Raw genomic sequence first — 25,633 nt, 5'->3', positions numbered from 1 at the left:
AATCAATAAATAATTATGGATTTTTAAAGGAAATAACCAAAGTGGTAAAGTGTGATACACCAACAGGTTTTGTGAGCTATGTTTTAAATTCAGTGAGTTAGATCCTGTGTGCAAAGTGCATGAAATGAGGTTATGCATAACCACTGCATAAATGCCTGTGTGCAATTAACAGTGGATTAACACATTTCCCGATAAACATGCGCTGACGCAAATCTTGTCAAAAAAGGGCTGGTATGGAAGAGGCAATTCTCGTATAAAACATAAAAATGAAACAATGTTTTAATCTGAGGGTTGTATCATGATTATTGGCAATATTCATCATCTCCAGTCCTGGCTGCCAGAAGAGCTGCGCCAGGCCATTGAGCACGTTAAGGCCCACGTCACCGACGCAACGCCGACCGGTAAGCACGACATCAATGGCAACAGCCTGTTTTATCTGGTTTCGGAGGACATGACCCAGCCGTTCGCCGAGCGTCGCGCTGAATACCATGCACGCTATCTGGATATTCAGATTGTGCTAAAAGGTCAGGAAGGGATGACCTTCAGTACCCTGCCGCACGGTACGCCGGACACCGACTGGCTGGCGGACAAAGACATCGCGTTCCTGCCGGAAGGCGAGCAGGAGAAAACCGTGGTGCTGAGCGAAGGGGATTTTGTAGTGTTCTGGCCGGGCGAAGTGCATAAGCCGCTGTGCGCGGCGGGAGCGCCGGCGCAGGTGCGTAAGGTTGTGGTGAAGATGCTGGTAGAGTAACCCCTCACCCCGGCCCTCTCCCAAGGGGAGAGGGTGTAAAAGTTCCCTCTCCCCTTGGGAGAGGGTTAGGGTGAGGGAACCAGACCGCACCCACGCATAATGTGATCCAGCTTAAACTTCCCGCACTCCCTCCTCATCTCCCATTTACCTGCGCTTTTTCTGCGTCATAGTATGATCGTTAGATTAATGAACGCTGTTCTATAATGTAGAACAAAATGATTCAGCAAGGAGATCTCATGCCGCAGTCCGCGTTGTTCACGGGTATCATTCCCCCTGTCTCCACCATTTTTACCGCCGATGGCCAGCTCGATAAACCGGGTACCGCCGCGCTGATCGACGATCTGATTGCTGCGGGCGTCGAGGGCCTGTTCTTCCTGGGCAGCGGCGGCGAGTTCTCCCAGCTCAGCGCCGAAGAGCGTAAAACCATTGCCCGCTTTGCGATCGATCATATTGATCATCGCGTGCCGGTTCTGATCGGCACCGGCGGCACCAACGCCCGCGAAACCATTGAGCTGAGCCAGCACGCGCAGCAGGCGGGCGCGGACGGCATCGTGGTGATCAACCCTTACTACTGGAAAGTATCGGAAGCGAACCTGATCCGCTATTTCGAGCAGGTGGCCGACAGCGTCACGCTGCCGGTGATGCTCTATAACTTCCCGGCGCTGACCGGGCAGGATCTGACCCCGGCGCTGGTGAAAACCCTCGCCGACTCGCGCAGTAACATCGTCGGCATCAAAGACACCATCGACTCCGTCGCTCACCTGCGCAGCATGATCCACACCGTTAAAGGCGCCCATCCTCATTTCACGGTGCTGTGCGGCTACGACGATCATCTGTTTAATACCCTGCTGCTCGGCGGCGACGGGGCGATCTCGGCCAGCGGCAACTTTGCCCCACAGGTGTCGGTAAATCTTCTGAAAGCCTGGCGGGATAACGACGTGGCGAAAGCGGCTGAGTATCATCAGACCCTGCTGCAAATCCCGCAGATGTATCAGCTGGATACGCCGTTTGTGAACGTCATTAAAGAGGCGATCGTGCTCTGCGGTCGTCCGATTTCTACGCACGTCCTGCCGCCAGCCTCGCCGCTGGACGAGCCGCGCAAGGCGCAGCTGAAAACCCTGTTACAACAGCTCAAACTCTGCTGAGCCGGACGATAACGATGACCATTGAGAAAATTTTCACCCCACAGGACGATGCGTTTTATGCGGTGATCACCCACGCGGCGGGGCCGCAGGGCACGCTGCCGCTGACCCCGCAGATGCTGATGGAATCCCCCAGCGGCAACCTGTTCGGTATGACGCAGAACGCCGGGATGGGCTGGGATGCCAACAAGCTCACCGGCAAAGAGGTGCTGATCATCGGCACCCAGGGCGGCATCCGCGCCGGAGACGGACGCCCGGTCGCGCTGGGCTACCACACCGGACACTGGGAGATCGGCATGCAGATGCAGGCGGCGGCGAAGGAGATCACCCGCAACGGCGGGATCCCGTTCGCCGCCTTCGTCAGCGATCCGTGCGACGGTCGCTCGCAGGGCACGCACGGCATGTTCGACTCCCTGCCGTACCGCAACGACGCGGCGATCGTGTTTCGCCGCCTGATCCGCTCCCTGCCGACGCGCCGGGCGGTGATCGGCGTGGCAACCTGCGATAAAGGGCTGCCCGCCACCATGATTGCGCTGGCTTCCATGCACGATCTGCCGACCATTCTGGTGCCGGGCGGGGCGACGCTGCCGCCCACCGTGGGGGAAGATGCGGGCAAAGTGCAGACCATCGGCGCGCGCTTCGCCAACCATGAGCTCTCCTTGCAGGAGGCCGCCGAGCTGGGCTGTCGCGCCTGCGCGTCGCCGGGCGGCGGGTGTCAGTTCCTCGGTACGGCGGGCACCTCGCAGGTAGTGGCGGAGGCGCTGGGTCTGGCGCTGCCGCACTCTGCACTGGCGCCGTCCGGGCAGGCGGTGTGGCTGGAGATCGCCCGCCAGTCGGCACGCGCGGTCAGTGAACTGGATAACCGTGGCATCACCACGCGCGATATCCTCACCGACAAAGCCATCGAAAACGCGATGGTGATCCACGCGGCGTTCGGCGGCTCCACTAATTTACTGCTGCACATTCCAGCCATCGCCCACGCGGCGGGCTGCACGATCCCGGACGTTGAGCACTGGACGCGCGTTAACCGCAGGGTGCCGCGCCTGGTGAGCGTGCTGCCCAACGGCCCGGACTACCATCCGACCGTGCGTGCCTTCCTCGCGGGCGGCGTGCCGGAGGTGATGCTCCACCTGCGCGATCTCGGTCTGCTGCATCTGGATGCCATGACCGTGACCGGCCAGACGGTCGGCGAGAACCTTGACTGGTGGCAGGCCTCCGAGCGCCGGGCGCGCTTCCGCCAGTGCCTGCGCGAGCAGGACGGCGTGGAGCCGGATGACGTGATCCTGCCGCCGGAGAAGGCAAAAGCGAAAGGGCTGACCTCGACGGTCTGCTTCCCGACGGGCAACATCGCGCCGGAAGGATCGGTGATCAAGGCCACGGCGATCGACCCGTCGGTGGTGGGTGAAGATGGCGTTTACCGCCACACCGGCCGGGTGCGGGTGTTTGTCTCGGAGGCGCAGGCCATCAAGGCCATAAAGCGGGAAGAGATTGCGCAGGGCGATATCATGGTGGTGATCGGCGGTGGACCGTCCGGCACTGGCATGGAAGAGACCTACCAGCTCACCTCCGCGCTGAAGCACATCTCGTGGGGCAAGACGGTGTCGCTCATCACCGATGCGCGCTTCTCGGGCGTGTCGACGGGCGCCTGCTTCGGCCACGTATCGCCGGAGGCGCTGGCGGGAGGGCCGATTGGTAAGCTGCGCGATAACGACATCATTGAGATTGCCGTGGACCGCCTGACTCTGACCGGTAGCGTGAACTTCATCGGTACCGCGGACAACCCGCTGACGCCGGAAGAGGGGGCGCGCGAGCTGGCGCGGCGGCAGACGCACCCGGACCTGCACGCCCACGACTTTTTGCCGGATGATACCCGGCTGTGGGCGGCATTACAGTCCGTGAGTGGCGGCACCTGGAAAGGCTGTATTTATGACACCGATAAAATCATTGAGGTAATTAACGCCGGTAAAAAAGCACTCGGCCTTTAATTATTTTTTGAGAGAAAGTCGTCTGCGGAAAATATTCCGCGGGCGGTTTTTGCTTGTCTTTAATTTTCTAATTTAAACAATGACTTGTGATATATCGATAGCGTCACAAAAGCGAAATAACGTAATTCAGAAATAAGATATGACCATTGCTGGTTAATTGAGCATCTCATTACACTCCATTAACACGATGTTGTAATTCAGCACACTACATAAGGGTGTAATTCTGATGACGCAATTAACCATGAAAGACAAAATTGGCTACGGGCTGGGTGATACCGCCTGCGGCTTCGTCTGGCAGGCCACGATGTTCCTGCTGGCCTATTTCTACACCGACGTGTTCGGTCTCTCCGCGGGCATAATGGGGACGCTGTTTTTAGTTTCCCGCGTGCTCGACGCCGTGACCGATCCGCTGATGGGGCTGCTGGTAGACCGCACCCGCACGCGGCACGGCCAGTTCCGCCCGTTCCTGCTGTGGGGCGCCATCCCGTTTGGCATCGTCTGCATGCTAACCTTCTACACGCCGGACTTCTCCGCGCAGGGCAAAATCATCTACGCCTGCGTGACCTACATTCTGCTGACTCTGGTCTACACCTTCGTTAACGTCCCGTACTGTGCCATGCCGGGGGTGATCACCGCCGACCCGAAAGAGCGTCATGCCCTTCAGTCCTGGCGTTTCTTCCTCGCCGCCGCGGGGTCGCTCGCCATCAGCGGCATCGCGTTGCCGCTGGTCAGCATCATCGGCAAAGGGAACGAGCAGGTGGGCTATTTCGGCGCCATGTGCGTGCTGGGTCTGAGCGGCGTAGTCCTGCTTTATGTCTGCTTCTTCACCACCAAAGAGCGCTACACCTTTGAAGTGCAGCCTGGTTCGTCGGTGGCGAAAGATCTTAAGCTGCTGCTGGGCAACGGCCAGTGGCGGATCATGTGCGCCTTCAAGATGATGGCGACCTGCTCTAACGTGGTGCGCGGCGGGGCGACGCTCTACTTCGTGAAATACGTGATGGATCACCCGGAGATGGCGACGCAGTTTTTACTTTACGGCAGCCTCGCCACCATGTTCGGCTCGCTCTGCTCCTCCCGCCTGCTGGGCCGCTTCGACCGCGTCACCGCCTTTAAGTGGATCATCGTCGCTTACTCTCTGATTAGCCTGCTGATCTTCTTCACGCCGGCGGAGCATATTGCCCTGATTTTCGCCCTCAACATCCTGTTCCTGTTCGTCTTTAACACCACCACGCCGCTGCAATGGCTGATGGCCTCTGACGTGGTGGATTACGAGGAGAGCCGCAGCGGGCGCCGCCTCGACGGGCTGGTGTTCTCCACCTACCTGTTCAGCCTGAAGATTGGCCTGGCGATTGGCGGGGCAGTGGTGGGCTGGATCCTGGCGTACGTGAACTACTCCGCCAGCAGCAGCGTGCAGCCGGTCGAGGTGCTCACCACCATCAAAATTCTCTTCTGCGTGGTGCCCGTGGTGCTCTATGCGGGCATGTTCATCATGCTGTCGTTTTATAAGCTCACCGACGCCCGCGTGGAGGCCATCAGCCAGCAGCTGATCAAGCACCGCGCGGCGCAGGGCGAGGCCATTCCCGACGCCGCGACAGCCGCATCCCATTAACCGGAGGCACTATGCAAATCACCAACCCAATACTCACCGGCTTCAACCCGGACCCGTCCCTGTGCCGCCAGGGCGAGGACTACTACATCGCCACCTCGACCTTCGAGTGGTTCCCGGGCGTGCGCATCTATCACTCCCGCGACCTGAAAAACTGGTCGCTGGTCAGCACGCCGCTGGACCGCGTGTCGATGCTGGACATGAAGGGCAACCCGGACTCCGGCGGTATCTGGGCGCCGTGCCTGAGCTACGCCGACGGCAAATTCTGGCTGCTCTATACCGACGTGAAGATTGTCGATTCGCCGTGGAAAAATGGCCGCAACTTCCTCGTCACCGCGCCGTCCATTGAGGGGCCATGGAGCGAGCCGGTCCCGATGGGCAACGGCGGGTTCGATCCGTCCCTGTTCCACGACGACGATGGCCGCAAATACTACCTCTACCGCCCGTGGGGGCCGCGCCATCACAGCAACCCGCACAACACCATCGTGATGCAGGAGTTTGACCCGCAGACCGGCACGCTCTCGCCCGAGCGCAAAACGCTGTTTACCGGCACGCCGCTCTGCTACACCGAAGGGGCGCATCTTTATCGCCACGCGGGATGGTACTACCTGATGGTTGCCGAAGGCGGCACCAGCTACGAGCACGCCGTCGTGGTGCTGCGCGCAAAAACCATCGACGGGCCGTACGAGCTTCACCCGGACGTGACGATGATGACCAGCTGGCACCTGCCGGAGAACCCGCTGCAAAAGAGCGGCCACGGCTCGCTGCTGCAAACCCACACCGGGGAGTGGTATATGGCCTACCTTACCAGCCGCCCGCTGCGCCTGCCCGGCGTGCCGCTGCTGGCCTCTGGCGGACGCGGCTACTGTCCGCTGGGGCGCGAGACCGGCGTCGCCCGCATTGAATGGCGCGATGGCTGGCCGTACGTGGAGGGCGGTAAGCACGCGCAGCTGACCGTGAAAGGCCCGCAGGTGGCGGAGCAGCCCGCCGCCGTTCAGGGTAGATGGCGGGATGATTTCGACGGCAGCACGCTTGACCCTGAATTGCAGACTCTGCGCATTCCGTTCGACGACACCCTCGGCTCGCTCACCGCGCGCCCCGGCTATTTACGGTTATACGGCAACGACTCGCTCAACTCGACCTTTACCCAGTCGACCGTGGCGCGCCGCTGGCAGCACTTCACCTTCCGGGCCGAGACGCGGATGCAGTTCTCGCCGGTGCACTTCCAGCAGAGCGCGGGGCTGACCTGCTACTACAACAGCAAAAACTGGAGCTACTGCTTTGTGGACTACGAGGAGGGGCAGGGCAGAACGATTAAGGTTATTCAGCTCGACCACAACGTGCCGTCGTGGCCGCTGCACGAGCAGCCCATTCCCGTGCCGGAGAGTGCGAAGAGCGTCTGGCTAAGGGTGGATGTGGATGCGCTGGTCTACCGCTACAGCTACTCGTTCGACGGCGAGACGTGGCACACCGTGCCGGTGACGTATGAGGCGTGGAAGCTGTCGGATGACTATATCGGCGGGCGCGGCTTCTTCACCGGCGCGTTTGTGGGACTGCACTGCGAGGACATCAGCGGCGACGGCTGCCACGCTGACTTCGACTACTTCACCTACGAGCCGGTCTGACGGCTCAGGCCGGGTAGCCCAGCGCGCGTGAGAGCTGGAGCCCGGCCTGCTGAAGCTGCTCGCGGAAATTAGCCAGCTCTGCGTCGTCCACGCGGGAGGTCAGCGTCGACAGGCTCAGGGCAGCAATGACGCGGGACTCGTGGTTCCACACCGGCACCGCCACGCAGCGCACGCCCTGCTCGTTCTCTTCGCTATCCAGGGCATAGCCCTGCTCGCGGGTCTGCGCCAGGGCACTCATTAGTGCTTCACGAGAGGCGAGGGTGGAAGGCGTAAAGGTAGTGTACTGATAGCCCTCCAGCAGGGCGTTCAGCTCGGGCTCGCCCAGCCAGGCAATCAACACCTTGCCGATGGCGGTGGCGTGAACCGGCAGGCGGCGGCCGATGCGCGAATAGGCGATGGCGGCCAGCTTGCCTTCAATCTTCTCGATATAGACCCCTTCACGCCCGTCCAGGATCCCCAGATGGGTAGTCTGCCCGGTTCGCCGGGACAGCTCCGTCAGCCAGCCTTTCGCCTTCTGACGAATATCGATAGAGCCCACGACAAAATGCCCGCGTTCGACCAGCTTCATGCCGAGGCGATACTTACCGTTCTCCGGGTTCTGATCGATATAGCCGTGAAGCTGGAGGGTTTTCAGCAGCGAGTGGAGGGTACTCTTGCTCAGCCCCATCAGTTTGCTGATGTCGGTGATCTTAAGTTCGGTGGCCTGCTCGTTGAACAGGTCGAGGATCTGCAACGCACGTTCAACAGACTGAATAATCGGCATAATGCTGGTATGTCCACGCTGGAATTAAGGCGAAAACGTACCTTTTTCGGGGTGAAAAATCAATTGAGTAGAGCGGGTTGTGGGAGAAAGGGCATCAGCCGCATCGTCGCCTGATTTGCCCGGCGGCGCTGCGCTTGCACGGGCCTACGGGCTGGGTTTTCTCCCTCTCCCTGTGGGAGAGGGCCGGGGTGAGGGCACCAACGCGCAGAGGACTCAACCCCCAAGCGTCGCCACCATCACCGCCTTAATCGTATGCATCCGGTTTTCCGCCTGGTCAAACACGATGCTCGCCGCCGACTCAAACACCTCGTCCGTCACTTCCATCCCGCCGTGCAGATCGAACTCTTTCGCCATCTGCTTGCCGAGCGTGGTCTGGTCGTTATGGAACGCCGGCAGACAGTGCAGGAACTTCACGTCCGGGTTGCCGGTGAGCGCCATCATCTGCGCGTTCACCTGATACCCGCGCAGCAGCGCGATACGCTCCGCCCACTTCTCTTTGGCTTCGCCCATCGACACCCACACGTCGGTATAGATAAAGTCCGCGCCCTTCACGCCCGCCGCCACGTCTTCCGTCAGGGTGATTTTCCCGCCGTGCTTTTCCGCCAGCGCGCTGCACTCTGCCACCAGGCTCTCTTCCGGCCAACAGGCCTTCGGGGCCACCAGACGCAGATCCAGCCCGGTCAGCGCCGCCGCTTCCAGCATCGAGTTGCCCATGTTGTTGCGCGCGTCGCCCGCGTAGACCAGCGTCATCTCGTTAAACGCCTTGCCCGGCAGGTGCTCCTGCATGGTCAGCAGGTCCGCCAGCAGCTGCGTCGGGTGGAACTCGTTGGTCAGCCCGTTCCACACCGGCACGCCAGCATACTGCGCCAGCGTCTCGACCACTTCCTGGCCGTGGCCGCGGTACTGAATGCCGTCGTACATCCGCCCGAGCACGCGCGCGGTGTCCTTAATTGATTCTTTATGCCCAATCTGGCTGCCGCTCGGCCCTAAATAGGTGACGCGCGCGCCCTGGTCAAATGCGGCAACTTCGAAAGAGCATCGTGTACGGGTTGAGTCTTTTTCGAAGATGAGCGCGATGTTTTTACCGGTAAGTTTTTGTACTTCCTTGCCATTTTTTTTATCGGCTTTGAGCTGTGCGGCAAGGGTCAGCAGAGAAGTGAACTGTGCAGGGGTAAAGTCGAGCAATTTCAGAAAGTGTTTCTTGTACAGATCAGACATTTTATCCTCGCATGGCGAACGCCACTTATTGAATTAAAATTCACTTTATATGTGTAATTATTCATTTGCAACCCTGTTTCACAAATCTTTCCAACAAAGGTGGAGGCAAACCCGTCCGTGTGTGAAAATAGAAGTATCTGCCGCACTTTAAAGAGGATTGAGCCATGGCAAACCCGGAATTACTGGAAGAGCAACGCGAAGAGACGCGTCTGATTATTGAAGAGCTGCTGGAAGACGGTAGCGATCCGGACGCGCTGTACACCATCGAACACCATTTCTCTGCGGACGACTTTGAAGCGCTGGAAAAAATGGCCGTGGAAGCCTTCAAGCTGGGTTACGAAGTGACCGAGCCGGAAGAGCTGGAAGTGGAAGAGGGCGACACCGTCATCTGCTGCGACATCCTGAGCGAAGGCGCGCTGAAGGCGGAGCTGATCGACGCGCAGGTAGAACAGCTGATGAACCTGGCCGAGAAGTTTGAAGTGGAATACGACGGCTGGGGAACCTACTTCGAAGATCCGAACGGTGAAGACGGCGAAGAAGGCGACGACGAAGATTACGTCGACGAAGACGACGACGGCGTGCGTCACTAAGCGTTTCAGGCGGTGGCGCGTGCCACCGCTTTTTCAAGGCAGAACCATGGATTACCCGCAGATACTCGCCCCCGTACTTAACTTCCTCCAGTGCCCGACCCCGCAAGCATGGATTGATAAAGCCCGCGACCCGGCGAACCTGCCGCTGCTGCTCACCGACCACATGGTGTGCGAGCTCAAGGCCGCCCAGACCGCGCTGCTGCTGGTGCGTAAATACGTCGCCGACGAAAGTGGTGCCGACGCGCTGCTCGACTGGCTCAAACCTTACGAACAGTTCACCTTTCGCGACGGCCCGGAGCCGGACTTCATCGCCCTGCACAAGCAGATTGGCAAAAGCGTGATGCCCAAAACCGACGACCCGTGGGGCCAGGCGCTCATCGACAGCATGGTGCTGCTGATTAAAGAGGAGCTGCACCATTTCTGGCAGGTGCGTGAGGCGATGCTGGCCCGTGATATTCCGTATGTCAAAATCACCGCCAGCCGCTACGCCAAAGGGATGCTGAAGGAAGTGCGCACCCACGAACCGCTGATGCTGATCGACAAGCTCATCTGCGGGGCCTACATCGAAGCCCGTTCCTGCGAACGCTTCGCCGCGCTGGCCCCGTTCCTCGACGATGACTTACAGAAGTTCTATCTCTCGCTGCTGCGCTCGGAAGCGCGCCATTATCAGGACTACCTGACGCTGGCCCAGCAGGTGAGCGACGACGATATCTCACCGCGCATACAGCTTTTTGGCGAAATTGAAGCCACACTTATCTCGACACCGGACCACGAGTTTCGCTTCCACAGCGGCGTGCCGGTGTAAACCGGCACAACTCAAGGATAAGGATGCGAGATGAAAAAAACGTGGATCAGTACGGTCGTTGTTATTGTCGCGGCCGCCGCCGTGGCGTTCTGGGTGTTCTTTGACAGGCAACGCGCTCCGGAAGCGCAGATTGATACCACCCTCAACGCGATGCCTGCCTGGCAGGTGATTAAGGAGCAGGAGCCCGCGCTGCATCAGCGCATCCTCGACCAGATGGCAGCCCTGCAAAAAGCGGGCGAGCCGGAGCAGCAGATTATCGACACCATCCAGCCGCAGATCCTGCATTTGCAGATGTCGCGCCTGCAAAACGCGCCGGACGCCAACGTGGTGAACTACATGACCATCAACATGGAGCAGACTGCCGCCATCCAGAAGGTGAGCGACGACGCCTGCTTCCGCTTCCTCTACCCGATGGTGAAGGGCGGCGTGAACCCGATGCGCATGCTGGATAAAGACCTGATGGCGCGGCGCATGCAGGCCGACGCCGACATGATGCGCGCGGCCTACGGTAAAAACCACCACACCGTGACGCAAGCCGAACGCGAGGCGGCTGTCGAGGATGTCCGGCCGATTATGAAACAACTAGCCGATAAGTACGGCGAGGATATCCAGCTGTTGCAGATGCCGGAGAAGGCGGTGGGTAAAGAGAAGCTCTCCTGCGATATGGTGCAGGAGATGTGGGCGAAGGTGCTGGCGCTGCCGGAGCAGAAGGCGGCGGGGGTGATTCGGCTGGCGGTGTCTGAGCTGGAGTGACGGTAGCGCTGGTTTTTTGGGCACTTAGCGCGGGTTTAGCGCGTCGTCGCTTGCATGGCGGCGCGCGACAGGTATAATCCACAACGTTTCCGCATCCCCTTCAGTGCCGAAGTGGCGAAATCGGTAGACGCAGTTGATTCAAAATCAACCGTAGAAATACGTGCCGGTTCGAGTCCGGCCTTCGGCACCATTAGTACTTCCAAGACCATCCTAGAAAGTCCAATTATCCCTTAAAAATCAATGCTTGCAGCGATTTTTACGTCCTGAGTCGTCCGAGGTTGTCCGTTGAAATCCGGATGTCATTGGGGGCATAATTGGGGGCATCTTAACTTCGATTAGAAATGTGCCCCCAAATGAAGCTCAACGCCAGACAGGTCGAGACCGCAAAGCCAAAAGACAAAACCTACAAAATGGCCGATGGCGGCGGTTTGTATCTCGAGGTTTCGGCCAAGGGTTCTAAATACTGGCGCATGAAATACCGACGCCCCTCTGACAAAAAAGAGGATCGCCTCGCTTTTGGTGTTTGGCCAACTGTGACGCTTGCTCAGGCTAGAGCAAAGCGCGACGAAGCTAAAAAGCTGCTAGTGCAGGGCATTGATCCTAAAGCCGAACAGGAAGAAGCTCAGGCCGAGAATTTGGGGGCATATACTTTCGAAACCATCGCTCGTGAATGGCATGCCAGTAACAAGCGCTGGAGTGAAGACCATAGAGCGCGCGTTCTTCGCTATCTTGAGCTTTATATCTTCCCTCATATCGGCTCGTCCGACATTCGCCAGCTCAAAACTAGCCACCTGTTAGCCCCTATTAAAAAAGTTGATGCCAGTGGTAAGCATGATGTTGCGCAGCGTCTTCAGCAGCGTGTTACGGCTATTATGCGTTATGCCGTACAGAACGATTACATCGACTCAAATCCAGCCAGTGATATGGCCGGTGCGCTATCAACAACCAAAGCGCGACATTACCCCGCTTTACCCTCTAGCCGGTTCCCTGAGTTTCTTGCTCGTCTTGCTGCTTATCGTGGCCGTGTAATGACACGGATCGCGGTCGAGCTTTCCTTACTAACTTTTGTGCGTTCCAGTGAGTTACGTTTCGCGCGTTGGGATGAGTTCGACTTCGATAAATCTCTCTGGCGAGTACCTGCAAAACGAGAGGAAATTAAGGGTGTGCGTTACTCGTACCGTGGCATGAAAATGAAAGAGGAGCATATCGTTCCGCTTAGTCGACAGGCGATGATTTTGTTAGACCAGTTAAAGCAGATTAGTGGTGATAAAGAGCTGCTTTTTCCGGGTGATCATGACGCAACTAAGGTTATGAGTGAAAACACGGTAAACAGCGCATTGCGTGCGATGGGATATGACACGAAAACTGAGGTCTGCGGGCATGGATTTAGAACAATGGCGCGCGGTGCTTTGGGTGAGTCAGGGTTGTGGAGCGATGACGCGATTGAGCGCCAGCTAAGTCACTCTGAACGAAACAATGTACGTGCGGCTTACATTCATACCTCAGAACATTTAGACGAACGCCGATTGATGATCCAGTGGTGGGCTGACTATCTGGATGCGAATAAATCCAACAGCATTACACCCTATGAATTTGCGAAAAGATAGAATTTGAGTGTTTATAATCAACCCTTTTCAAGACTACGATCTCCATTTCAATGGATTGCGTTTGAATTTTTCATATGGTTATGTTATTTAAGAATTTTCTTATTTGGGGTGTGAGGTCTATATGGATTCAAGTCTTAACCGTCGAAGAACAGCGATGGTGCTTCATGAATTAGAGCAGTCTTTGGGGAATTATATCTTAAATACTGAAGTTTCATTGGATGAGTTTCCTGAGGAGATGATAAAGGCTATTACTGCTCGGGAAAATCAAAGAAGCCAACTTAGTAATTTAAAGAAAGCTTCTGATGTTATCGAAGCAACTTATATAGATGAGTTGTTTAATATAATTCTAGAAATTACTAAGGATACTTCGGTAAACTCATACCTGCTAGATCTTAGAGAATTGTTTATTCTCTACGGCATGTATCATGTTCGTAATGTAATTTCACATCCTAATAGAAAGTTTATTGATTCATTTTGGTACAAAACTGCTGCTATCGCATCAGACCCGCTAATTGATATTCTTGGAATGACTAGTGTGCGGAAATCATTAATTTCTGCAGAGCGAAATGAATTACTTGATCCGCCTGATGAATGGTTGAATAAAACTCTTTGGGAGATTCCAAATAACTTACCCGTTGTTTTTGAGCATGCCATAACAGGTTTAGTTGGTAGAAAACAAGAAGAGAAAAAACTTCTTGAGTTATTAAAAAACAAAAGGATTGCAAACATCGCTCTAGTAGCACCGGGTGGAATTGGAAAAACTTCACTTGCTCTTGAGTTACTGTCCTCAAAAGTTAAACAACCTGAAACTAAAGAATATATAGACTGTTGTATTTTCTCAACCTTAAAAACAGAAAAGCTGACTTACGAAGGCGTTCAGAAGCTCAATTCAATAGAATCATTAATGGAATTGCGTAAGTTGATTACTATTGAGGCCGAGAAAATATACGATGTTTCATTAGAATCTTTTGAAGATTTAATGAAAAAGAAAGAGGATGAAAGAATTCTTCTTTTCATAGATAACTTAGAGACCCTTATAACTAATTCAACAACTGAGTTTCAAGATTTTTGCAACACTTTACCAGCGGCTTGGCGGTTGTTAATTACTAGTCGTATTACTATAAACAATGCAAGCATCATTACTCTTGAGCCCTTGCAGGAAAGATTTGCACTAACTCTTTCTAAAATTTATATGTCAAGAAAAAATATAAGAACACTTGATGATAATGTTCTCGCTAATTTAGTTAAGAATTGTCATTTTAATCCTTTGGCTATAAGACTTAGTCTTGATCTTTATTTCTCTGGTAAAGAGATACCAGATTCAATAAATGTTGCAAATAAAGAAATTGCTTCTTTCTCCTTTAGTAATCTTATTGATGCTCTGAGTGAAAACTCGATAAACATACTTGAGTGTTTGTTCATTTCTAATGATTTAAACAGAGCTACCCTTTGCGAGTTTTTAACTTTGTCGATGGATGAAGTTGCAGAAAGTATTGCTCAGCTTAGCAATACAAGTTTAGTGGTGAGAAATGTAACTCATGATGGTGAAAGCTACTCCTTAAGTGAGTCCATTCGTGAAATACTTATCACTAATCCTAGAAATGTAATTTTAAGGTCACAGCTTCAATCTGATTTGCAAAAAAGAAAAACTATTGCAAAACAAATTGAACATGATCAAATAAAAAATAGCATCCCTCCTTATCACTGGAACTATATACCTAATAATCTTAATGAAGGATTAAAGGTGTTGATTACATCTTTAAATCGTTCTTTCAAAGGCTTTACATTATCTAATTCAAAAGCAATAGAGCTAATGAAGAGGTTTAAAGATGCAGAACATGTATATTCAGAGTTCAGTATTTTTAATAGAAGTTATGGTCGTTTGTATTCTGCACTCGGGGCTCCAGGATTAGCAAAGGATAAGTTTGAGCTAGCTATAAAACAAGATCCTGATGATGTGAATGCTCAAATTTTTCTCGCAATGCATTTGCATTCTGAACAGGATTACCCTGGAGCTAATAAAATTTATAAACAACTCATCGATTGTGGGTGGGTGAATGAGGACGAATATTCATCAGAATTTACTCAGAGAATATTTAATGGATACTACCTCTCATTATTGTATGATCATAAATACCCAGAAATTTTAGAAAATAGCAAAGAATGGAAAAAGCTTAAGCAGTCCAGAGGTTTGGTAGGAGTGTTCAGAGCAACTGCTTATAAAAGAGAAGCCGAGGGCATTGCGACATCTGAACCTACCCGTGCTATAGATTTGTTATCAAGATCAATGAGTATAATGGATGATGTTATTAGAGAGGATGGTTATATAAAACCAGCGTGCGATCAAACCAAAAATATATTTAACGAAATAGCACATGCTTTAAATAATAAAGAATGTATCTCTAATGAAAAATTCCTATCACAATCTATAGATTTCATTTCACGTCATTTAAGTAATGTTGTACAGTCTGTGGATATAAGTAGTGATGACGAGATTTCAAAACTTTTGAATAAACTATCCACTATGCCAGCGAGGGATAATCCATTCTCTAAAATAAACACTAGTTACTTATTTAGAAACTCATCATCAGATAAGTTTGACTCAGATGAATTAAGTGAGAGGGGGTATATTATCGCACCTATTTCAAATATCCCGAGGAAAAAGGAAAGAAACTCACCATATATATTCTGTAGCAAAGATGGTCAGGATTACTTCTTGCATTTTGAGCATCTTAAAAATGGAGATTGGAGTGAATGGTGCTCATTAAGTATTGGGCAAAATGTTGCTTTTAAACCTGTGGATGGCGTCAGTCGTCAGAATGGAAAAGCAATAAGTGCAAGCGAGATCAATTTAATTAATCAACAAGGCTAGCTCTATAGTATCAAAGGTTAGTATCAGCTGTGCGATTTATTTCATCGCACAGCATTTTTCATAGAGTATTAGTTAAATAATGATAAAGGTAAGAGTATCTTCTTTAGCAAGAAGGGGTTACTGTTTTTTTGAAAATAGTTGCGGGGCTATATGTATTTTGTGTATGCGCTGGCGCGCAATGCTCTCCCCGCCCCGCCTGCCCGCTTAAGGGGGCGCTTTTAATGCAGATGCATGATCGGCCTCAGGGTGCGCCAGTGCTGGCGCTGGCGGGGAATTCAGTGTCGTTAAAACGCATGCAAAACCATGCACCTATGCATGCATGGCTTTTATACGTAAAAATGGCGGGGTTTTCGGGGATTTTTAAGCGGACTACTGCACGGCCAGTTCTGCACGGCGGCGGGTGTAATTCAGGTTCTGTGCAGGCGTGAATTTTTCACGACTATCATCGCACGAAGCCGCGTCAGGTCTGAATCCGATGGCCGTTAAAATGTCATTATCCTGCGCCGAATAATTAATTTTTTCACCGGCGACCAGCCAGAGCTGTAGCGCCTCGCGCAGATAGTTGAGTGAGTGCTGCATGGCGCAGCGCTGAACGGCGGGGTGTTGCCCGGGATAATTCATCAGTTCAGGGGCAAGGGCGGCGGCCAGCTCCGCGCCGTGCACCTGCATAAAATCATTTAAACGGTCGCGGATACTGATGCGCTGCACCTCCTCATGCGAGCGGATATAGCGACCGGCAGCCTGATTAATTTCCCATTTTTTCACGTCGATAATCTCGCGCAGGGTTTGCAGGCTCCGGCCGCTGTGGCCGCTGCCGGCAAGCTGTTCGCGGTATGCCTGTTCGGCCTGCGTCAGTTCTTCCCTGCGTTGCAGCCAGGCGGATTTATTTGCCTGACAGGCCTCAAAGGCTTTCTGTAGCGTCAGTGTGGTCACGTATGTTTCTCCTGATGACTGGCCGTGCTTACGCACCGGCACGGTTAACGGTGGCCGCCGGTGCGGGTAGCGGGATAACCGGCTCTGTCACCGGTGAACGAATAACCCCGTCGATGGATTCAAGCGTGCGGAACGTGGCCGAGCACTCGATGTTCATGCACTGGTGATAGCGCTGTTTGACGTTATCGGACAGATAGCGACTGGTGCGGGAATGCGCGCTGGTTTTGCAGAACGGGCAGTGAAACATGCTTACCCCTCCGCTTCTGTCTCGCCATTTTCAGCCAGCTTTCTGGCAAGCATCATTCTCTTCGCAGGGCTGCGTAACAGCTCCGTATCAACGTCAGTAATCTGCGGCCGGTGCATGTCCGTCACGGACAACACCTGCTCCTGCGTCATATCGAAGTGATACAGGCTGCCCTGACGGCTCAGCGCATCGCGCAGCTCGCCAGTGGCCACGGACTGCGGGGCGCTTTCTCCCTTCATTTCGAGGGCACGAATGCGCAGCAGGAAAGCGCGGATGAGGGTGACAGGAACCGCATTGACAGCCTGAGCCCATTCCGCACCGGCGTAAGCGGTAAAGGCATCTTCATGCGCTGAAAGGTATTTATTGCCGGTGGAGCAGGCATTCAGCATGGCGCGTGTCCGGTCAGTCTCCAGCTCCGCAATCAGGCCGGTAAACTCGTCGGCCAGCTCGCGACTGGCGATACGCCTGCTGTGCTCAGCTTTCATTTCAGGCGTGAGACTGCCGCGCAGGGTGCGAAAGCGGCTGCGCCAGTCCTGCTCCGCCTCAGCGCTCTCATCGAGGGCTGTCTGCCGCTCCTGCTTACAGCGTTCAATGGACGTATCAATCTCTTTCAGCGCCTGCATGCTGGCCGCGTGGGTGTCTCTGGCAGCAGTGAATGCGCTCAGCTTGTCGGTGATGTGCGGACTGTTCTCTGCGTACTGCTGAGCGGCTACATCTTGCAGGGCGGTGATGAGTGTTTCGGGTTTCATGTTCAGGCTCTCCGTTTATTCAACCTGTAATGATTCTGCCCTTCATCACACAACATCTCGATTCATTGCAGTTGTGGCAGTTCTGGCACAAACAGCACTCAAAACCCGGCTGGCCAGAGAAAGGTCTCAGCAAAACCTTACTCATCGTTTGTTTTTTTACTTATAACTATTCACCACTGTTCACTGAAAAAAAAAGACAATTAATACAGTAAGATAAGGGGTGAACAGTTGAGGTTGTGACTGTTCACCAACTGTTCACCAACTGTTCACGCTATAGAAATTTAGCATTGCCTCATAATTACGTTAATTTCTATTAATTAACATATAACCATAGGTGTAATTAATCGAAGATAAATTCTTATTTCCGCCTGAAGCCATTTAAAGTCATTTAAAGCAATTTGAAATTTTGCTGCTCAAAATTCAGACAGTCTGTGCCATGCCTCATACAAAATTCACTTGTTGCATCAGACCAAAATATTCACAAAATAGAGCGCTACCTGATACCGGACGGAAACGTCCGGATCTCTGCGGATATTAACGAGGTAGCGTTATGCATACAGTTTCATCAGCACTATCGACCCACACTGGCACGCACCCGATGCCGGTTTCATCCCCGGCTCAGGAACGTTTTTTACGTCTTCCGGAAGTAATTCATCAGTGCGGCCTGTCCCGCTCCACGCTCTACGATTTAATTGCCCGTGATGCTTTCCCGGCTCAGGTTTCCCTCGGGGGTAAGAATGTCGCTTGGCTACAATCTGAAATCACGGCGTGGATGGAAGAACGTATCGCCCACCGTAACCGGAAATACAACGCATGAATCAGAACCGTTTTCACAAAGCCCCTTTTTCTGGCTTGCATCTGTTGTGTGTTTCCTGGTACAGTTTTGTCGCTGTCGCAAAATCGACAGCCGGGCGTAGGAACCCGTGTTACTTCAAGGCGACACCAGACGCGCCATGCGTCTTTTTTTACGTCGTTGCTCAGGCACACCTTATTTTTGGGCTGTGGTGGTTTCACACCAGCCTGTATCAGATAATGGTGGTCCGGGCGGGGCAGCCCTCGGGCTGGCCGGTTTCCTTGAAGGCCGGTATTCCTACCCCCGTCCGGGCTACCACCCATGAGTGTAGGAACTCTGGTGGTAGCAATAACCGCTACTTCAAGGAGGTTGCCCCTATGGCTACGACCCTCACCCCGTCACACCCGCAGTTTGTCTTTGTGTTTGCCGCCGTCCGTCGCGCAGACCGTAAGCCCCGTATCTGTATGCTCCGCACCATTGCCGGTGACGAGCTGGCCGCCCGTCGCACCCTTGTCCGCGAATACGTGCTTTCCCTTGCCGCCCGTCTGCCGGTTGTGGAGGTGTCACATGCCTAATAAAAACACACCTCAGACCGTCTCAGCGCGTCGTGATGACCTTAACCCCATGCAGGAACACCTCAGCATAGAGGCGTATCATAAACTCAATCGCGCAAGCGCCGTCTCACAGTTCATTGGTGGAGATTTGCTGCACCGTGAACTGAACGGTCTACACCAGCTATACCTGCCGCAGATTTTTAGTTATATCCATGAGGACGTTAGCTACGTACTGGAAGAGCTGAAAGCCAAAGGCCTGTGCCGTGACTTTCTCGCCACGACATCGGGGAACGGAGGGGAGCACCATGTTTGATTTCCCTCAGCCGGGTGAAACATACCGTTGTTCAGGCTTTCCTGACGTGGTGGTGTCAGGCATTCTGGCCGACGGTATTCCATGGGATATGCCGTACCGCTGCCCGGGGCAAGTCTGGAATCCCTACCGGCGCACCTACACCATCCTCATTCGTATTATCGCTACTGGTGATATGGCAGAAATTCCACTCGGTCGTTTTTTGCGTGAATTTACCTGCGAGTCTCCCGACGTATTTAAACGCAGTCCTGAAAACCGCCATGCTGTTCTGAGTGAGCTTGCCGCAGACCCGGAATTACAGAAATACCGGGTGCGGAATATCGATAAATATCCTGACGATATTCCCCCGGTTAAACGCCCGGCACCAGTGGCGTATAAATGGCGAAATAATTTCAGGCCGGAAACGGAAATAAAACCGGATAACAGCTACCGCCATTATCTGTAATTACAAAACGATAACGAATATTAAATGTGCGTATCTGCGCAGGGATACGCACGACCTCAGGAGACGAAATTATGCCTGTTAACAGTGCAGAACGGCCGCAAAATATAAATCAGCCCACCATCAGCCGGGCAGACCTTGAATGCCTTGAACACCTTCGCAACGTCGGCCAGCTCGTCGGCGATCTGATGCAGGTGCAGGACTGCACGGCCATTCGTCGTGACCCTGCGCAGCAGTTACAGCTCACCTCCGTGATTTACCTCATGACCGCCCAGCTCGACAGCGTGGTCGAACACTGCAATCAGCGCTGGCTGACCGGGGAGGGTAACGTATGAAAAAGCCACTACCGCCCATATTACGCGCCGCGCTGTATCGCCGCGCTGTCGCCTGTGCGTGGCTGACAGTATGCGAACGTCAGCACCGCTACCCGCACCTCACTCTCGACGCGCTGGAAAGTGCCATTGCCGACGAGCTGGAGGGCTTCTACCTGCGCCAGCATGGCGAGGAGAAAGGTCGCCAGATTGCCTGTGCACTACTGGAAGACTTAATGGAAGCCGGACCACTCAAAGCCGCGCCGTCGCTGTCCTTTCTCGGGCTCGCAGTGATGGATGAACTCTGTGCCCGTCACATGCAATCGCCTGTTATGCACTGAGGGAGAAAATAACGATGAAAATGAACGTAACAGAGACGGTAAAACAGGCGTGCGGCCACTGGCCGCACATTCTCCCGGCGCTGGGTGTGAAGGTCATAAAAAACCGGCATCAGGCCTGTCCGGTGTGCGGCGGCTCTGACCGTTTTCGCTTTGACGATAGAGAGGGGCGCGGGACGTGGTACTGCAACCAGTGCGGTGCGGGTGACGGACTTAAGCTGGTAGAGAAAGTGTTCGGCATGAACGCATCAGAGGCTGCCGGGAAGGTGAACGCCGTGACCGGCAACCTGCCGCCGGTTGCCCCGGAAGTGATTGCGGCCGCAGAGGCTGAAACCGATACCGACCGCAAAGCGGCGGCCGCACTGGCCGTCAGGCTCATGGAGAAAACCCGACCGGCCAGCGGCAACGCCTACCTGACCCGCAAGGGCTTCCCCGACCGGGAATGTCCGGTACTGTCGGCCACACACAAAACCGGCGGCGTGACGTTTCGCGCCGGTGATGTGGTTGTCCCGCTGTATGACGATACCGGCGCACTGGTTAACCTTCAGCTTATCAGTTCTGACGGTCTCAAACGCACCCTGAAAGGCGGGGCGGTAAAAGGAGCGTGCCACACCATCGAAGGAAAAAAACAGGCCGGAAAACGCCTGTGGATAGCGGAGGGCTATGCGACCGCGCTCACCGTGCATCACCTGACCGGTGAAACCGTTATGGTGGCGTTGTCGTCCGTGAACCTCCTTTCTCTGGCGAGCCTTGTCCGCCAGAAACACCCGGCCTGTCAGATTGTCCTCGCCGCCGACCGTGACCTTAACGGTGACGGCCAGAACAAAGCCGCTGTGGCCGCAGGAGCCTGCGAGGGCATTGTCGCCCTGTCGCCGGTATTCGGTGACTGGAATGATGCGTTTATGCAGCACGGCGAAGAGGCAACGCGGAAAGCGATTTATGACGCCATCCGGCCACCGGCTGACAGTCCTTTCACTACCATGAGCGAAGCGGAATTTACCGCCATGAGCACCAGTGAAAAGGCAATGCGAGTACATGAGCATTACGGCGAAGCGCTGGCCGTGGATGCGAACGGCCAGCTCCTCTCCCGCTATGAGGCCGGGATATGGAAAATCATTCCACCGTCTGACTTTGCGCGCGACGTGGCCGGGTTGTTCCAGCGTCTGCGCGCCCCGTTCTCGTCGGGGAAAATTGCCTCGGTGGTGGAGACCCTGAAACTGATTATTCCGCAGCAGGATGCCCCGGCACGGCGTCTGATTGGCTTTCGCAACGGCGTACTCGATACCGCCACCGGCACATTCAACCCGCACCATAAATCACACTGGCTGCGCACGCTCTGTGATGTCGATTTTACCCCCCCGGTGGAAGGTGAAACACTCGAAACCCACGCCCCGGATTTCTGGCGCTGGCTCGACCGTGCCGCCGGTGGCAGACCGGAAAAGCGCGACGTGATACTTGCCGCCCTGTTTATGGTGCTGGCTAACCGTTACGACTGGCAGCTCTTTCTCGAAGTCACCGGTCCCGGCGGGAGCGGAAAAAGTATTCTGGCCGAAATTGCGACGATGCTTGCCGGGGAAGATAACGCCACGTCGGCCACCATCGAAACGCTGGAATCACCCCGCGAACGTGCGGCTCTGATTGGCTTCTCGCTGATTCGCCTGCCTGACCAGGAAAAGTGGAGCGGTGACGGGGCAGGACTAAAGGCCATCACCGGCGGGGATGCGGTCTCGGTAGACCCGAAATACAAGGATGCATACTCCACCCATATTCCGGCGGTGATCCTGGCCGTGAACAATAACCCGATGCGCTTTACCGACCGCAGCGGCGGTGTTTCCCGTCGCCGGGTGATCCTGCATTTCCCGGAACAGATTGCCCCGGATGAACGCGACCCGCAGCTAAAAAACAAAATCGCTCGCGAGCTGGCCGTAATTGTGCGCCAGCTTATGCAGAAGTTCAGCGACCCGATGACTGCCCGTGCTCTGCTCCAGTCACAGCAGAACTCCGACGAGGCGCTCAGTATTAAACGCGATGCTGATCCGACATTTGATTTTTGCGGCTATCTGGAAGCACTGCCGGAGCCTGAGGGTATGTATATTGGCAATGCCAACATCATTCCGCGCCAGCCGCGCCTGTATCTGTATCATGCCTATCTGGCGTATATGGAAGCCCACGGCTACAAGAATACACTCAGCCTCACCATGTTCGGTAAGGGACTGCCGGCCATGCTGAAAGAGTACGGGCTAAGTTATGAGAAGCGCCGAAAAAATCAGGGCATACAGACAAATCTGGCACTCAGAGAGGAAAGTAACGCCGACTGGTTGCCAAAATGTGATGACCCTATAGCGAAATAACCTACCCTGACCGGCAATAGCCGGTCTTTTTTTACCTGTAAAACGGCAAAAGTGAACAGTAAAGTATTCACTGTTCACCAACCGTTAACTACTTAACTATTTGAATGTATTAAATAAAATACCGTAGTGAACAGTGTGAACAGTTTTTCCAAAAAAAAGTTTTTCTGTTCTGGTTTGGATCCGTACAACGGATCCAAACCGAAGATAGGATTAGTAATCTTTTTTCAGTTAAACCAATTAGTTGAGTTTAAAATTATCAAAATAAATGGTGGGGGCACAAAAGGGGGCACTTTGAAGTGTGATTTATATTTTTTATTTATATTTTATAGGGTTAAATGATGATTTGAGTCCGGCCTTCGCACCAAGTCACTAAATTCGTTACTGTACAGTTAGTTAGCCAATAAAATCTGTCTCTTTTGCCTGTAAGAAATGCTCTGTTATGTCCCTTGAAAAAGCCGCTGTGATTGATAGTGGTAATTGGGATGTTAACTCATAGCGGCGTGTAGTTCCAGGCGTCAAACACGTACCGATTGAACACTGACTGAACTCGAATGCTATGACGTTGCAGGGAATAAACAGGTTTATGGTGGTGTTCGTACCTGCACACGAAATGCAGGCTCTGCCAGCGATTCGGCCTCGCTCCTTCGGGTACATGGTCATCCTGATAAACTTCACTATCTGACACTCCCTGGTGAAGTCGCCTAACGGCTCCGCGCGTTGTCTTACCTCCAACGGCATTAGGCTTGTATTGTCTAAAAACCGTGAGGAGGGGAAAGGCTGGATCTCTCCAGCCTTTGATGGTCATCTCACTTTCTTGAAGATGAGCAGGATCAGAGGGACGCAAATCACGAAACCGTAAATTGCCGCATCAAAAACACCGCTTGTAGCTTGACCAAGTGAATCAACCGCTTGGTAATACTCTCTCAATGGAACAGGATTTGAGACAAGAGTCTGATTTTCAGAGAAAACCGCGAATGCTTGCGAGGCTACAAACAGTCCGAGGAAGTAACCCATGCTGACAATGCAAATCCCTCCCCATCGGAGAATGGTTTTAGTCCTATTCGTCAACGTCATAAGATCCACCTAATACACCGCCAAAAGTACCGCTGGAATACTGTGATAATGAATCGCCTGTAGCCGCTGCTTCGGCTGCAATGTGCTGAACTTTACCCTTTGGTGACTCTTGGTATCGCGGCAAATTGTCTTTGTTGGGATACATTTTTTTAAACTCGCCTGTCATTTCAACAACTGTCATTGATGAGAAGTCAGAACTTTTTGACTCAAGATAACGCTGCAATGAGACAGGGATTGTGAAATCTTCTGCGGATTCTATAGGAATCTGCGTCGTAGTAGATGTGTAGTTGTGCTCGAATATCCTTGAACCAGCAAACTTAATCCCTTCAACAGAGTGAGTGGTACAGTTGTTTCCTGTTACGTCGTACTCATCAATTGTGCGGCCTCTGCGTCGGGTTGTTTCTTTCATTTCCGATGTGCGAATCGCTGGTTCACCCTTATTCCAAAGATCTTCAAAGAACTGCCTTGTTTTTGTCGGATCAGCATCATCTATTCGAAACGCTCTTGCGCCCATCCGGTACAGCTCTGCTCTATAGTAAACCCTCGCATCTTCACCTTGCAGAAAGTTTAAAATTCCGTCACCAGTTAAATTCCCTGGGCCTGTTCTGCCGTAGCGACCATAGGTATAGAGATAAATCGAATTGTCTTGATGTACGGAAACGAAAGCATGTCCTGCGTCTGTGGTTTCAGTCCAGATGTAAACGCCATTCAATAGCTGGTTATCTTCTGGCTTGCAGGTGTTAGCAAAGGTGTTTTGCTTCTTCGCTGCCTGTGCATGTTGCACTGACTCTACGGGCGCTGTCGCCCAAGAAGGGGTATAAACCTCAACAGTGTCTGGGGCAATGAGGAAGTTTGTTCCCCTTGGACATCCACAATGAATCTCTGAACCGTCAACTGCCACGCCTTCTTCGTTTGATACGCGATGATCTCCGCTGACTATTACCCCCACTTCCCCGCATTTAGGGCATGGCGTAGTTTCGTCACCGATGTAGAGTTTCAACTTTCCCATGACAGTAAAGCCAGGGCGGGTGGCGATACATTCTGAGCCTGTAGAAGTTTTATCTCCATGTAGGCCAACATTCTTACCGTGAATGATGCAACCTCTGTGTTCCGATGCCATAGTGACCGCCTTATTTCAGAAAGTTTTCTGGCAACGATTCCCCGGCTCGGACTACCCTTCTTCCGGCATTTTGTGGGCAGCTAATAATTTCATCGCCGTTATCCAGCGAGCTACCAACAAGGGCGATAGATACGCCTGGTGTGTTTCCCGCACCATTGGAGATCCTCGCGGACGTTCCATCTGGGTAACGCACTTCATCGCCAACACGAGACACGTTTAGTATTGTGCCGTCATTAAGTTTGATTTGCCGTCCGTTATATTCACTGAAAACTTTCCCACTATTACGTGTCAAGCTGCCCTCTGTAGCGATCAGATAAGCTGCTGTAACTGGCTGCGCGAGATTGTAGGCGTTTTGTTTTTCGATGAGAGAACGGGCTTCGTCGTTCATTCCGGCGAGTTGTTCGGTTGTAAATGGTGACTTGTCAAAGGCTGCCAGCATCTCTGGTGTAAGTTCGTTGGTGTACTGCTTCATAGGTCCCTCTACTTGCTATGGAAATAATTGGTGTGGCTATTTTACAAACAGTAGCCACACAAACAACAAGTATTAGACTTAAGCGAAACTGTGTTTCGTAACAACCCGTAAAGGGGGTTAGTCCTCCTTGAATGTCATGGTGTATTTGCACTGTTCGGACGGTCTGATCGTCACTGTCTCCGTAAGGTTGGCGTTGCTGTAGATAGGGGGCATTTTAACTTCGAT

The 25,633-nt window shown here is 53.3% G+C and carries 25 protein-coding genes and 1 tRNA gene; 18 read left to right on the top strand and 8 right to left on the bottom strand.

Features of this window, described 5'->3' with window-relative positions; genetic code table 11:
- Window positions 1–298: 298 nt before the first annotated feature.
- The 5 genes from O1722_RS20570 (at window position 299) to O1722_RS20550 (ending at window position 7,109) form a co-directional block, all read left to right on the top strand.
- Window positions 299–751 carry a YhcH/YjgK/YiaL family protein gene (locus O1722_RS20570; protein WP_015572526.1) on the top strand — a complete coding sequence of 151 codons (453 nt, stop codon included), beginning with the start codon at window positions 299–301 and terminating at the stop codon, window positions 749–751.
- Window positions 752–987: 236 nt separating this feature from the next.
- The gene (yagE, locus tag O1722_RS20565) at window positions 988–1,896 is read left to right on the top strand and encodes a 2-keto-3-deoxygluconate aldolase (protein WP_100151228.1); all 909 of its coding nucleotides are present in this window, start codon (window positions 988–990) and stop codon (window positions 1,894–1,896) included.
- A 14-nt stretch (window positions 1,897–1,910) separates the two neighbouring features.
- Complete coding sequence (gene yagF, locus O1722_RS20560; RefSeq protein WP_033487903.1) at window positions 1,911–3,878, top strand: xylonate dehydratase YagF; 1,968 nt, start codon at window positions 1,911–1,913, stop codon at window positions 3,876–3,878.
- Window positions 3,879–4,104: 226 nt separating this feature from the next.
- The gene (locus tag O1722_RS20555; protein ID WP_032652345.1) at window positions 4,105–5,487 is read left to right on the top strand and encodes an MFS transporter; all 1,383 of its coding nucleotides are present in this window, start codon (window positions 4,105–4,107) and stop codon (window positions 5,485–5,487) included.
- An 11-nt stretch (window positions 5,488–5,498) separates the two neighbouring features.
- Window positions 5,499–7,109: a glycoside hydrolase family 43 protein gene (locus O1722_RS20550; protein ID WP_033487904.1), complete on the top strand. Its 1,611-nt coding sequence runs from the start codon at window positions 5,499–5,501 to the stop codon at window positions 7,107–7,109.
- A 4-nt stretch (window positions 7,110–7,113) separates the two neighbouring features.
- Here O1722_RS20550 and xynR read toward each other — a convergent pair whose 3' ends face one another.
- From xynR to argL, 3 genes are all read right to left on the bottom strand, one after another.
- Window positions 7,114–7,872 carry a DNA-binding transcriptional repressor XynR gene (gene xynR, locus O1722_RS20545; protein ID WP_033487905.1) on the bottom strand — a complete coding sequence of 253 codons (759 nt, stop codon included), beginning with the start codon at window positions 7,870–7,872 and terminating at the stop codon, window positions 7,114–7,116.
- Window positions 7,873–8,085: 213 nt separating this feature from the next.
- The gene (argF, locus tag O1722_RS20540) at window positions 8,086–9,090 is read right to left on the bottom strand and encodes an ornithine carbamoyltransferase (RefSeq protein ID WP_033487906.1); all 1,005 of its coding nucleotides are present in this window, start codon (window positions 9,088–9,090) and stop codon (window positions 8,086–8,088) included.
- The gene (argL, locus tag O1722_RS20535) at window positions 9,060–9,155 is read right to left on the bottom strand and encodes a putative translational regulatory protein ArgL (RefSeq protein ID WP_213083700.1); all 96 of its coding nucleotides are present in this window, start codon (window positions 9,153–9,155) and stop codon (window positions 9,060–9,062) included. Before argL ends, argF begins: the two co-directional genes overlap by 31 nt.
- A gap of 99 nt (window positions 9,156–9,254) precedes the next feature.
- Here argL and rraB point away from each other — a divergent pair, with 99 nt between their 5' ends.
- From rraB to O1722_RS20505, 6 genes are all read left to right on the top strand, one after another.
- Window positions 9,255–9,680: a ribonuclease E inhibitor RraB gene (gene rraB / locus O1722_RS20530; protein ID WP_017694625.1), complete on the top strand. Its 426-nt coding sequence runs from the start codon at window positions 9,255–9,257 to the stop codon at window positions 9,678–9,680.
- Window positions 9,681–9,726: 46 nt separating this feature from the next.
- Complete coding sequence (gene miaE / locus O1722_RS20525; RefSeq protein WP_033487907.1) at window positions 9,727–10,485, top strand: tRNA isopentenyl-2-thiomethyl-A-37 hydroxylase MiaE; 759 nt, start codon at window positions 9,727–9,729, stop codon at window positions 10,483–10,485.
- 30 nt (window positions 10,486–10,515) lie between these two features.
- Window positions 10,516–11,238 carry a hypothetical protein gene (locus tag O1722_RS20520; RefSeq protein ID WP_033487908.1) on the top strand — a complete coding sequence of 241 codons (723 nt, stop codon included), beginning with the start codon at window positions 10,516–10,518 and terminating at the stop codon, window positions 11,236–11,238.
- A 105-nt stretch (window positions 11,239–11,343) separates the two neighbouring features.
- A tRNA-Leu gene (locus tag O1722_RS20515) sits at window positions 11,344–11,428 on the top strand.
- 163 nt (window positions 11,429–11,591) lie between these two features.
- Window positions 11,592–12,845, top strand: a complete 1,254-nt coding sequence (locus tag O1722_RS20510) for a tyrosine-type recombinase/integrase (RefSeq protein ID WP_479954384.1) — start codon at window positions 11,592–11,594, stop codon at window positions 12,843–12,845.
- Between the two features lie 121 nt (window positions 12,846–12,966).
- Window positions 12,967–15,717, top strand: coding sequence for an nSTAND1 domain-containing NTPase (locus O1722_RS20505; protein ID WP_127341080.1), 2,751 nt, complete (start codon window positions 12,967–12,969; stop codon window positions 15,715–15,717).
- 369 nt (window positions 15,718–16,086) lie between these two features.
- Here O1722_RS20505 and O1722_RS20500 read toward each other — a convergent pair whose 3' ends face one another.
- The 3 genes from O1722_RS20500 to O1722_RS20490 are packed head-to-tail and all read right to left on the bottom strand — an operon-like array spanning window position 16,087 to window position 17,643.
- On the bottom strand, window positions 16,087–16,650 hold the full coding sequence (locus O1722_RS20500; RefSeq protein WP_045339581.1) for a phage polarity suppression protein: 564 nt from the start codon (window positions 16,648–16,650) through the stop codon (window positions 16,087–16,089).
- Between the two features lie 28 nt (window positions 16,651–16,678).
- Window positions 16,679–16,897 carry an ogr/Delta-like zinc finger family protein gene (locus O1722_RS20495; RefSeq protein WP_023323621.1) on the bottom strand — a complete coding sequence of 73 codons (219 nt, stop codon included), beginning with the start codon at window positions 16,895–16,897 and terminating at the stop codon, window positions 16,679–16,681.
- A 2-nt stretch (window positions 16,898–16,899) separates the two neighbouring features.
- Window positions 16,900–17,643, bottom strand: coding sequence for a hypothetical protein (locus O1722_RS20490; RefSeq protein ID WP_045339583.1), 744 nt, complete (start codon window positions 17,641–17,643; stop codon window positions 16,900–16,902).
- Between the two features lie 550 nt (window positions 17,644–18,193).
- On the opposite strand from O1722_RS20490, the gene O1722_RS20485 reads away from it, so the two are divergent.
- The 7 genes from O1722_RS20485 to O1722_RS20455 all read left to right on the top strand — a co-directional run bounded on the left by O1722_RS20485 (window position 18,194) and on the right by O1722_RS20455 (window position 22,742).
- On the top strand, window positions 18,194–18,460 hold the full coding sequence (locus O1722_RS20485; protein ID WP_026094409.1) for a helix-turn-helix transcriptional regulator: 267 nt from the start codon (window positions 18,194–18,196) through the stop codon (window positions 18,458–18,460).
- Window positions 18,457–19,011, top strand: a complete 555-nt coding sequence (locus O1722_RS20480; protein WP_045339587.1) for a host cell division inhibitor Icd-like protein — start codon at window positions 18,457–18,459, stop codon at window positions 19,009–19,011. The genes O1722_RS20485 and O1722_RS20480 overlap by 4 nt, the downstream gene beginning before the upstream one ends.
- A complete protein-coding gene (locus O1722_RS20475) occupies window positions 19,004–19,303 on the top strand; it encodes a derepression protein (protein ID WP_017694617.1) in 300 nt (99 codons plus the stop codon). The genes O1722_RS20480 and O1722_RS20475 overlap by 8 nt, the downstream gene beginning before the upstream one ends.
- On the top strand, window positions 19,296–19,745 hold the full coding sequence (locus O1722_RS20470; protein WP_017694616.1) for a hypothetical protein: 450 nt from the start codon (window positions 19,296–19,298) through the stop codon (window positions 19,743–19,745). Before O1722_RS20475 ends, O1722_RS20470 begins: the two co-directional genes overlap by 8 nt.
- A 71-nt stretch (window positions 19,746–19,816) precedes the next feature.
- Window positions 19,817–20,077 carry a hypothetical protein gene (locus tag O1722_RS20465; protein ID WP_045339589.1) on the top strand — a complete coding sequence of 87 codons (261 nt, stop codon included), beginning with the start codon at window positions 19,817–19,819 and terminating at the stop codon, window positions 20,075–20,077.
- Window positions 20,074–20,394, top strand: coding sequence for a DUF5375 domain-containing protein (locus O1722_RS20460; RefSeq protein WP_032620858.1), 321 nt, complete (start codon window positions 20,074–20,076; stop codon window positions 20,392–20,394). The genes O1722_RS20465 and O1722_RS20460 overlap by 4 nt, the downstream gene beginning before the upstream one ends.
- Before the next feature lie 14 nt (window positions 20,395–20,408).
- Entirely contained in the window at window positions 20,409–22,742 is a 2,334-nt protein-coding gene (locus O1722_RS20455) for a primase-like DNA-binding domain-containing protein (protein WP_045339590.1), read from the top strand.
- Between the two features lie 1,057 nt (window positions 22,743–23,799).
- Here O1722_RS20455 and O1722_RS20450 read toward each other — a convergent pair.
- Window positions 23,800–24,936, bottom strand: a complete 1,137-nt coding sequence (locus O1722_RS20450; protein WP_080296619.1) for a PAAR domain-containing protein — start codon at window positions 24,934–24,936, stop codon at window positions 23,800–23,802.
- A 10-nt stretch (window positions 24,937–24,946) separates the two neighbouring features.
- On the bottom strand, window positions 24,947–25,408 hold the full coding sequence (locus O1722_RS20445) for a hypothetical protein (RefSeq protein ID WP_033487910.1): 462 nt from the start codon (window positions 25,406–25,408) through the stop codon (window positions 24,947–24,949).
- Window positions 25,409–25,633: the final 225 nt, after the last annotated feature.

It is taken from the genome of Enterobacter cloacae complex sp. HYC003_NIDB (assembly GCF_056673375.1).
This window is presented reverse-complemented; position numbering and strand designations above follow the sequence as displayed.

Excerpts from the sequence above, each read along its gene's own strand:
- O1722_RS20570 (WP_015572526.1), top strand. The coding sequence starts at position 299 with ATGATTATTGGCAATATTCATCATCTCCAGTCCTGGCTGCCAGAAGAG.
- yagE (WP_100151228.1), top strand. The coding sequence starts at position 988 with ATGCCGCAGTCCGCGTTGTTCACGGGTATCATTCCCCCTGTCTCCACC.
- yagF (WP_033487903.1), top strand. The coding sequence starts at position 1,911 with ATGACCATTGAGAAAATTTTCACCCCACAGGACGATGCGTTTTATGCG.
- O1722_RS20555 (WP_032652345.1), top strand. The coding sequence starts at position 4,105 with ATGACGCAATTAACCATGAAAGACAAAATTGGCTACGGGCTGGGTGAT.
- O1722_RS20550 (WP_033487904.1), top strand. The coding sequence starts at position 5,499 with ATGCAAATCACCAACCCAATACTCACCGGCTTCAACCCGGACCCGTCC.
- xynR (WP_033487905.1), bottom strand. The coding sequence starts at position 7,872 with ATGCCGATTATTCAGTCTGTTGAACGTGCGTTGCAGATCCTCGACCTG.
- argF (WP_033487906.1), bottom strand. The coding sequence starts at position 9,090 with ATGTCTGATCTGTACAAGAAACACTTTCTGAAATTGCTCGACTTTACC.
- argL (WP_213083700.1), bottom strand. The coding sequence starts at position 9,155 with ATGAATAATTACACATATAAAGTGAATTTTAATTCAATAAGTGGCGTT.
- rraB (WP_017694625.1), top strand. The coding sequence starts at position 9,255 with ATGGCAAACCCGGAATTACTGGAAGAGCAACGCGAAGAGACGCGTCTG.
- miaE (WP_033487907.1), top strand. The coding sequence starts at position 9,727 with ATGGATTACCCGCAGATACTCGCCCCCGTACTTAACTTCCTCCAGTGC.
- O1722_RS20520 (WP_033487908.1), top strand. The coding sequence starts at position 10,516 with ATGAAAAAAACGTGGATCAGTACGGTCGTTGTTATTGTCGCGGCCGCC.
- O1722_RS20510 (WP_479954384.1), top strand. The coding sequence starts at position 11,592 with ATGAAGCTCAACGCCAGACAGGTCGAGACCGCAAAGCCAAAAGACAAA.
- O1722_RS20505 (WP_127341080.1), top strand. The coding sequence starts at position 12,967 with ATGGATTCAAGTCTTAACCGTCGAAGAACAGCGATGGTGCTTCATGAA.
- O1722_RS20495 (WP_023323621.1), bottom strand. The coding sequence starts at position 16,897 with ATGTTTCACTGCCCGTTCTGCAAAACCAGCGCGCATTCCCGCACCAGT.
- O1722_RS20490 (WP_045339583.1), bottom strand. The coding sequence starts at position 17,643 with ATGAAACCCGAAACACTCATCACCGCCCTGCAAGATGTAGCCGCTCAG.
- O1722_RS20485 (WP_026094409.1), top strand. The coding sequence starts at position 18,194 with ATGCATACAGTTTCATCAGCACTATCGACCCACACTGGCACGCACCCG.
- O1722_RS20480 (WP_045339587.1), top strand. The coding sequence starts at position 18,457 with ATGAATCAGAACCGTTTTCACAAAGCCCCTTTTTCTGGCTTGCATCTG.
- O1722_RS20475 (WP_017694617.1), top strand. The coding sequence starts at position 19,004 with ATGCCTAATAAAAACACACCTCAGACCGTCTCAGCGCGTCGTGATGAC.
- O1722_RS20470 (WP_017694616.1), top strand. The coding sequence starts at position 19,296 with ATGTTTGATTTCCCTCAGCCGGGTGAAACATACCGTTGTTCAGGCTTT.
- O1722_RS20465 (WP_045339589.1), top strand. The coding sequence starts at position 19,817 with ATGCCTGTTAACAGTGCAGAACGGCCGCAAAATATAAATCAGCCCACC.
- O1722_RS20460 (WP_032620858.1), top strand. The coding sequence starts at position 20,074 with ATGAAAAAGCCACTACCGCCCATATTACGCGCCGCGCTGTATCGCCGC.
- O1722_RS20455 (WP_045339590.1), top strand. The coding sequence starts at position 20,409 with ATGAAAATGAACGTAACAGAGACGGTAAAACAGGCGTGCGGCCACTGG.
- O1722_RS20450 (WP_080296619.1), bottom strand. The coding sequence starts at position 24,936 with ATGGCATCGGAACACAGAGGTTGCATCATTCACGGTAAGAATGTTGGC.
- O1722_RS20445 (WP_033487910.1), bottom strand. The coding sequence starts at position 25,408 with ATGAAGCAGTACACCAACGAACTTACACCAGAGATGCTGGCAGCCTTT.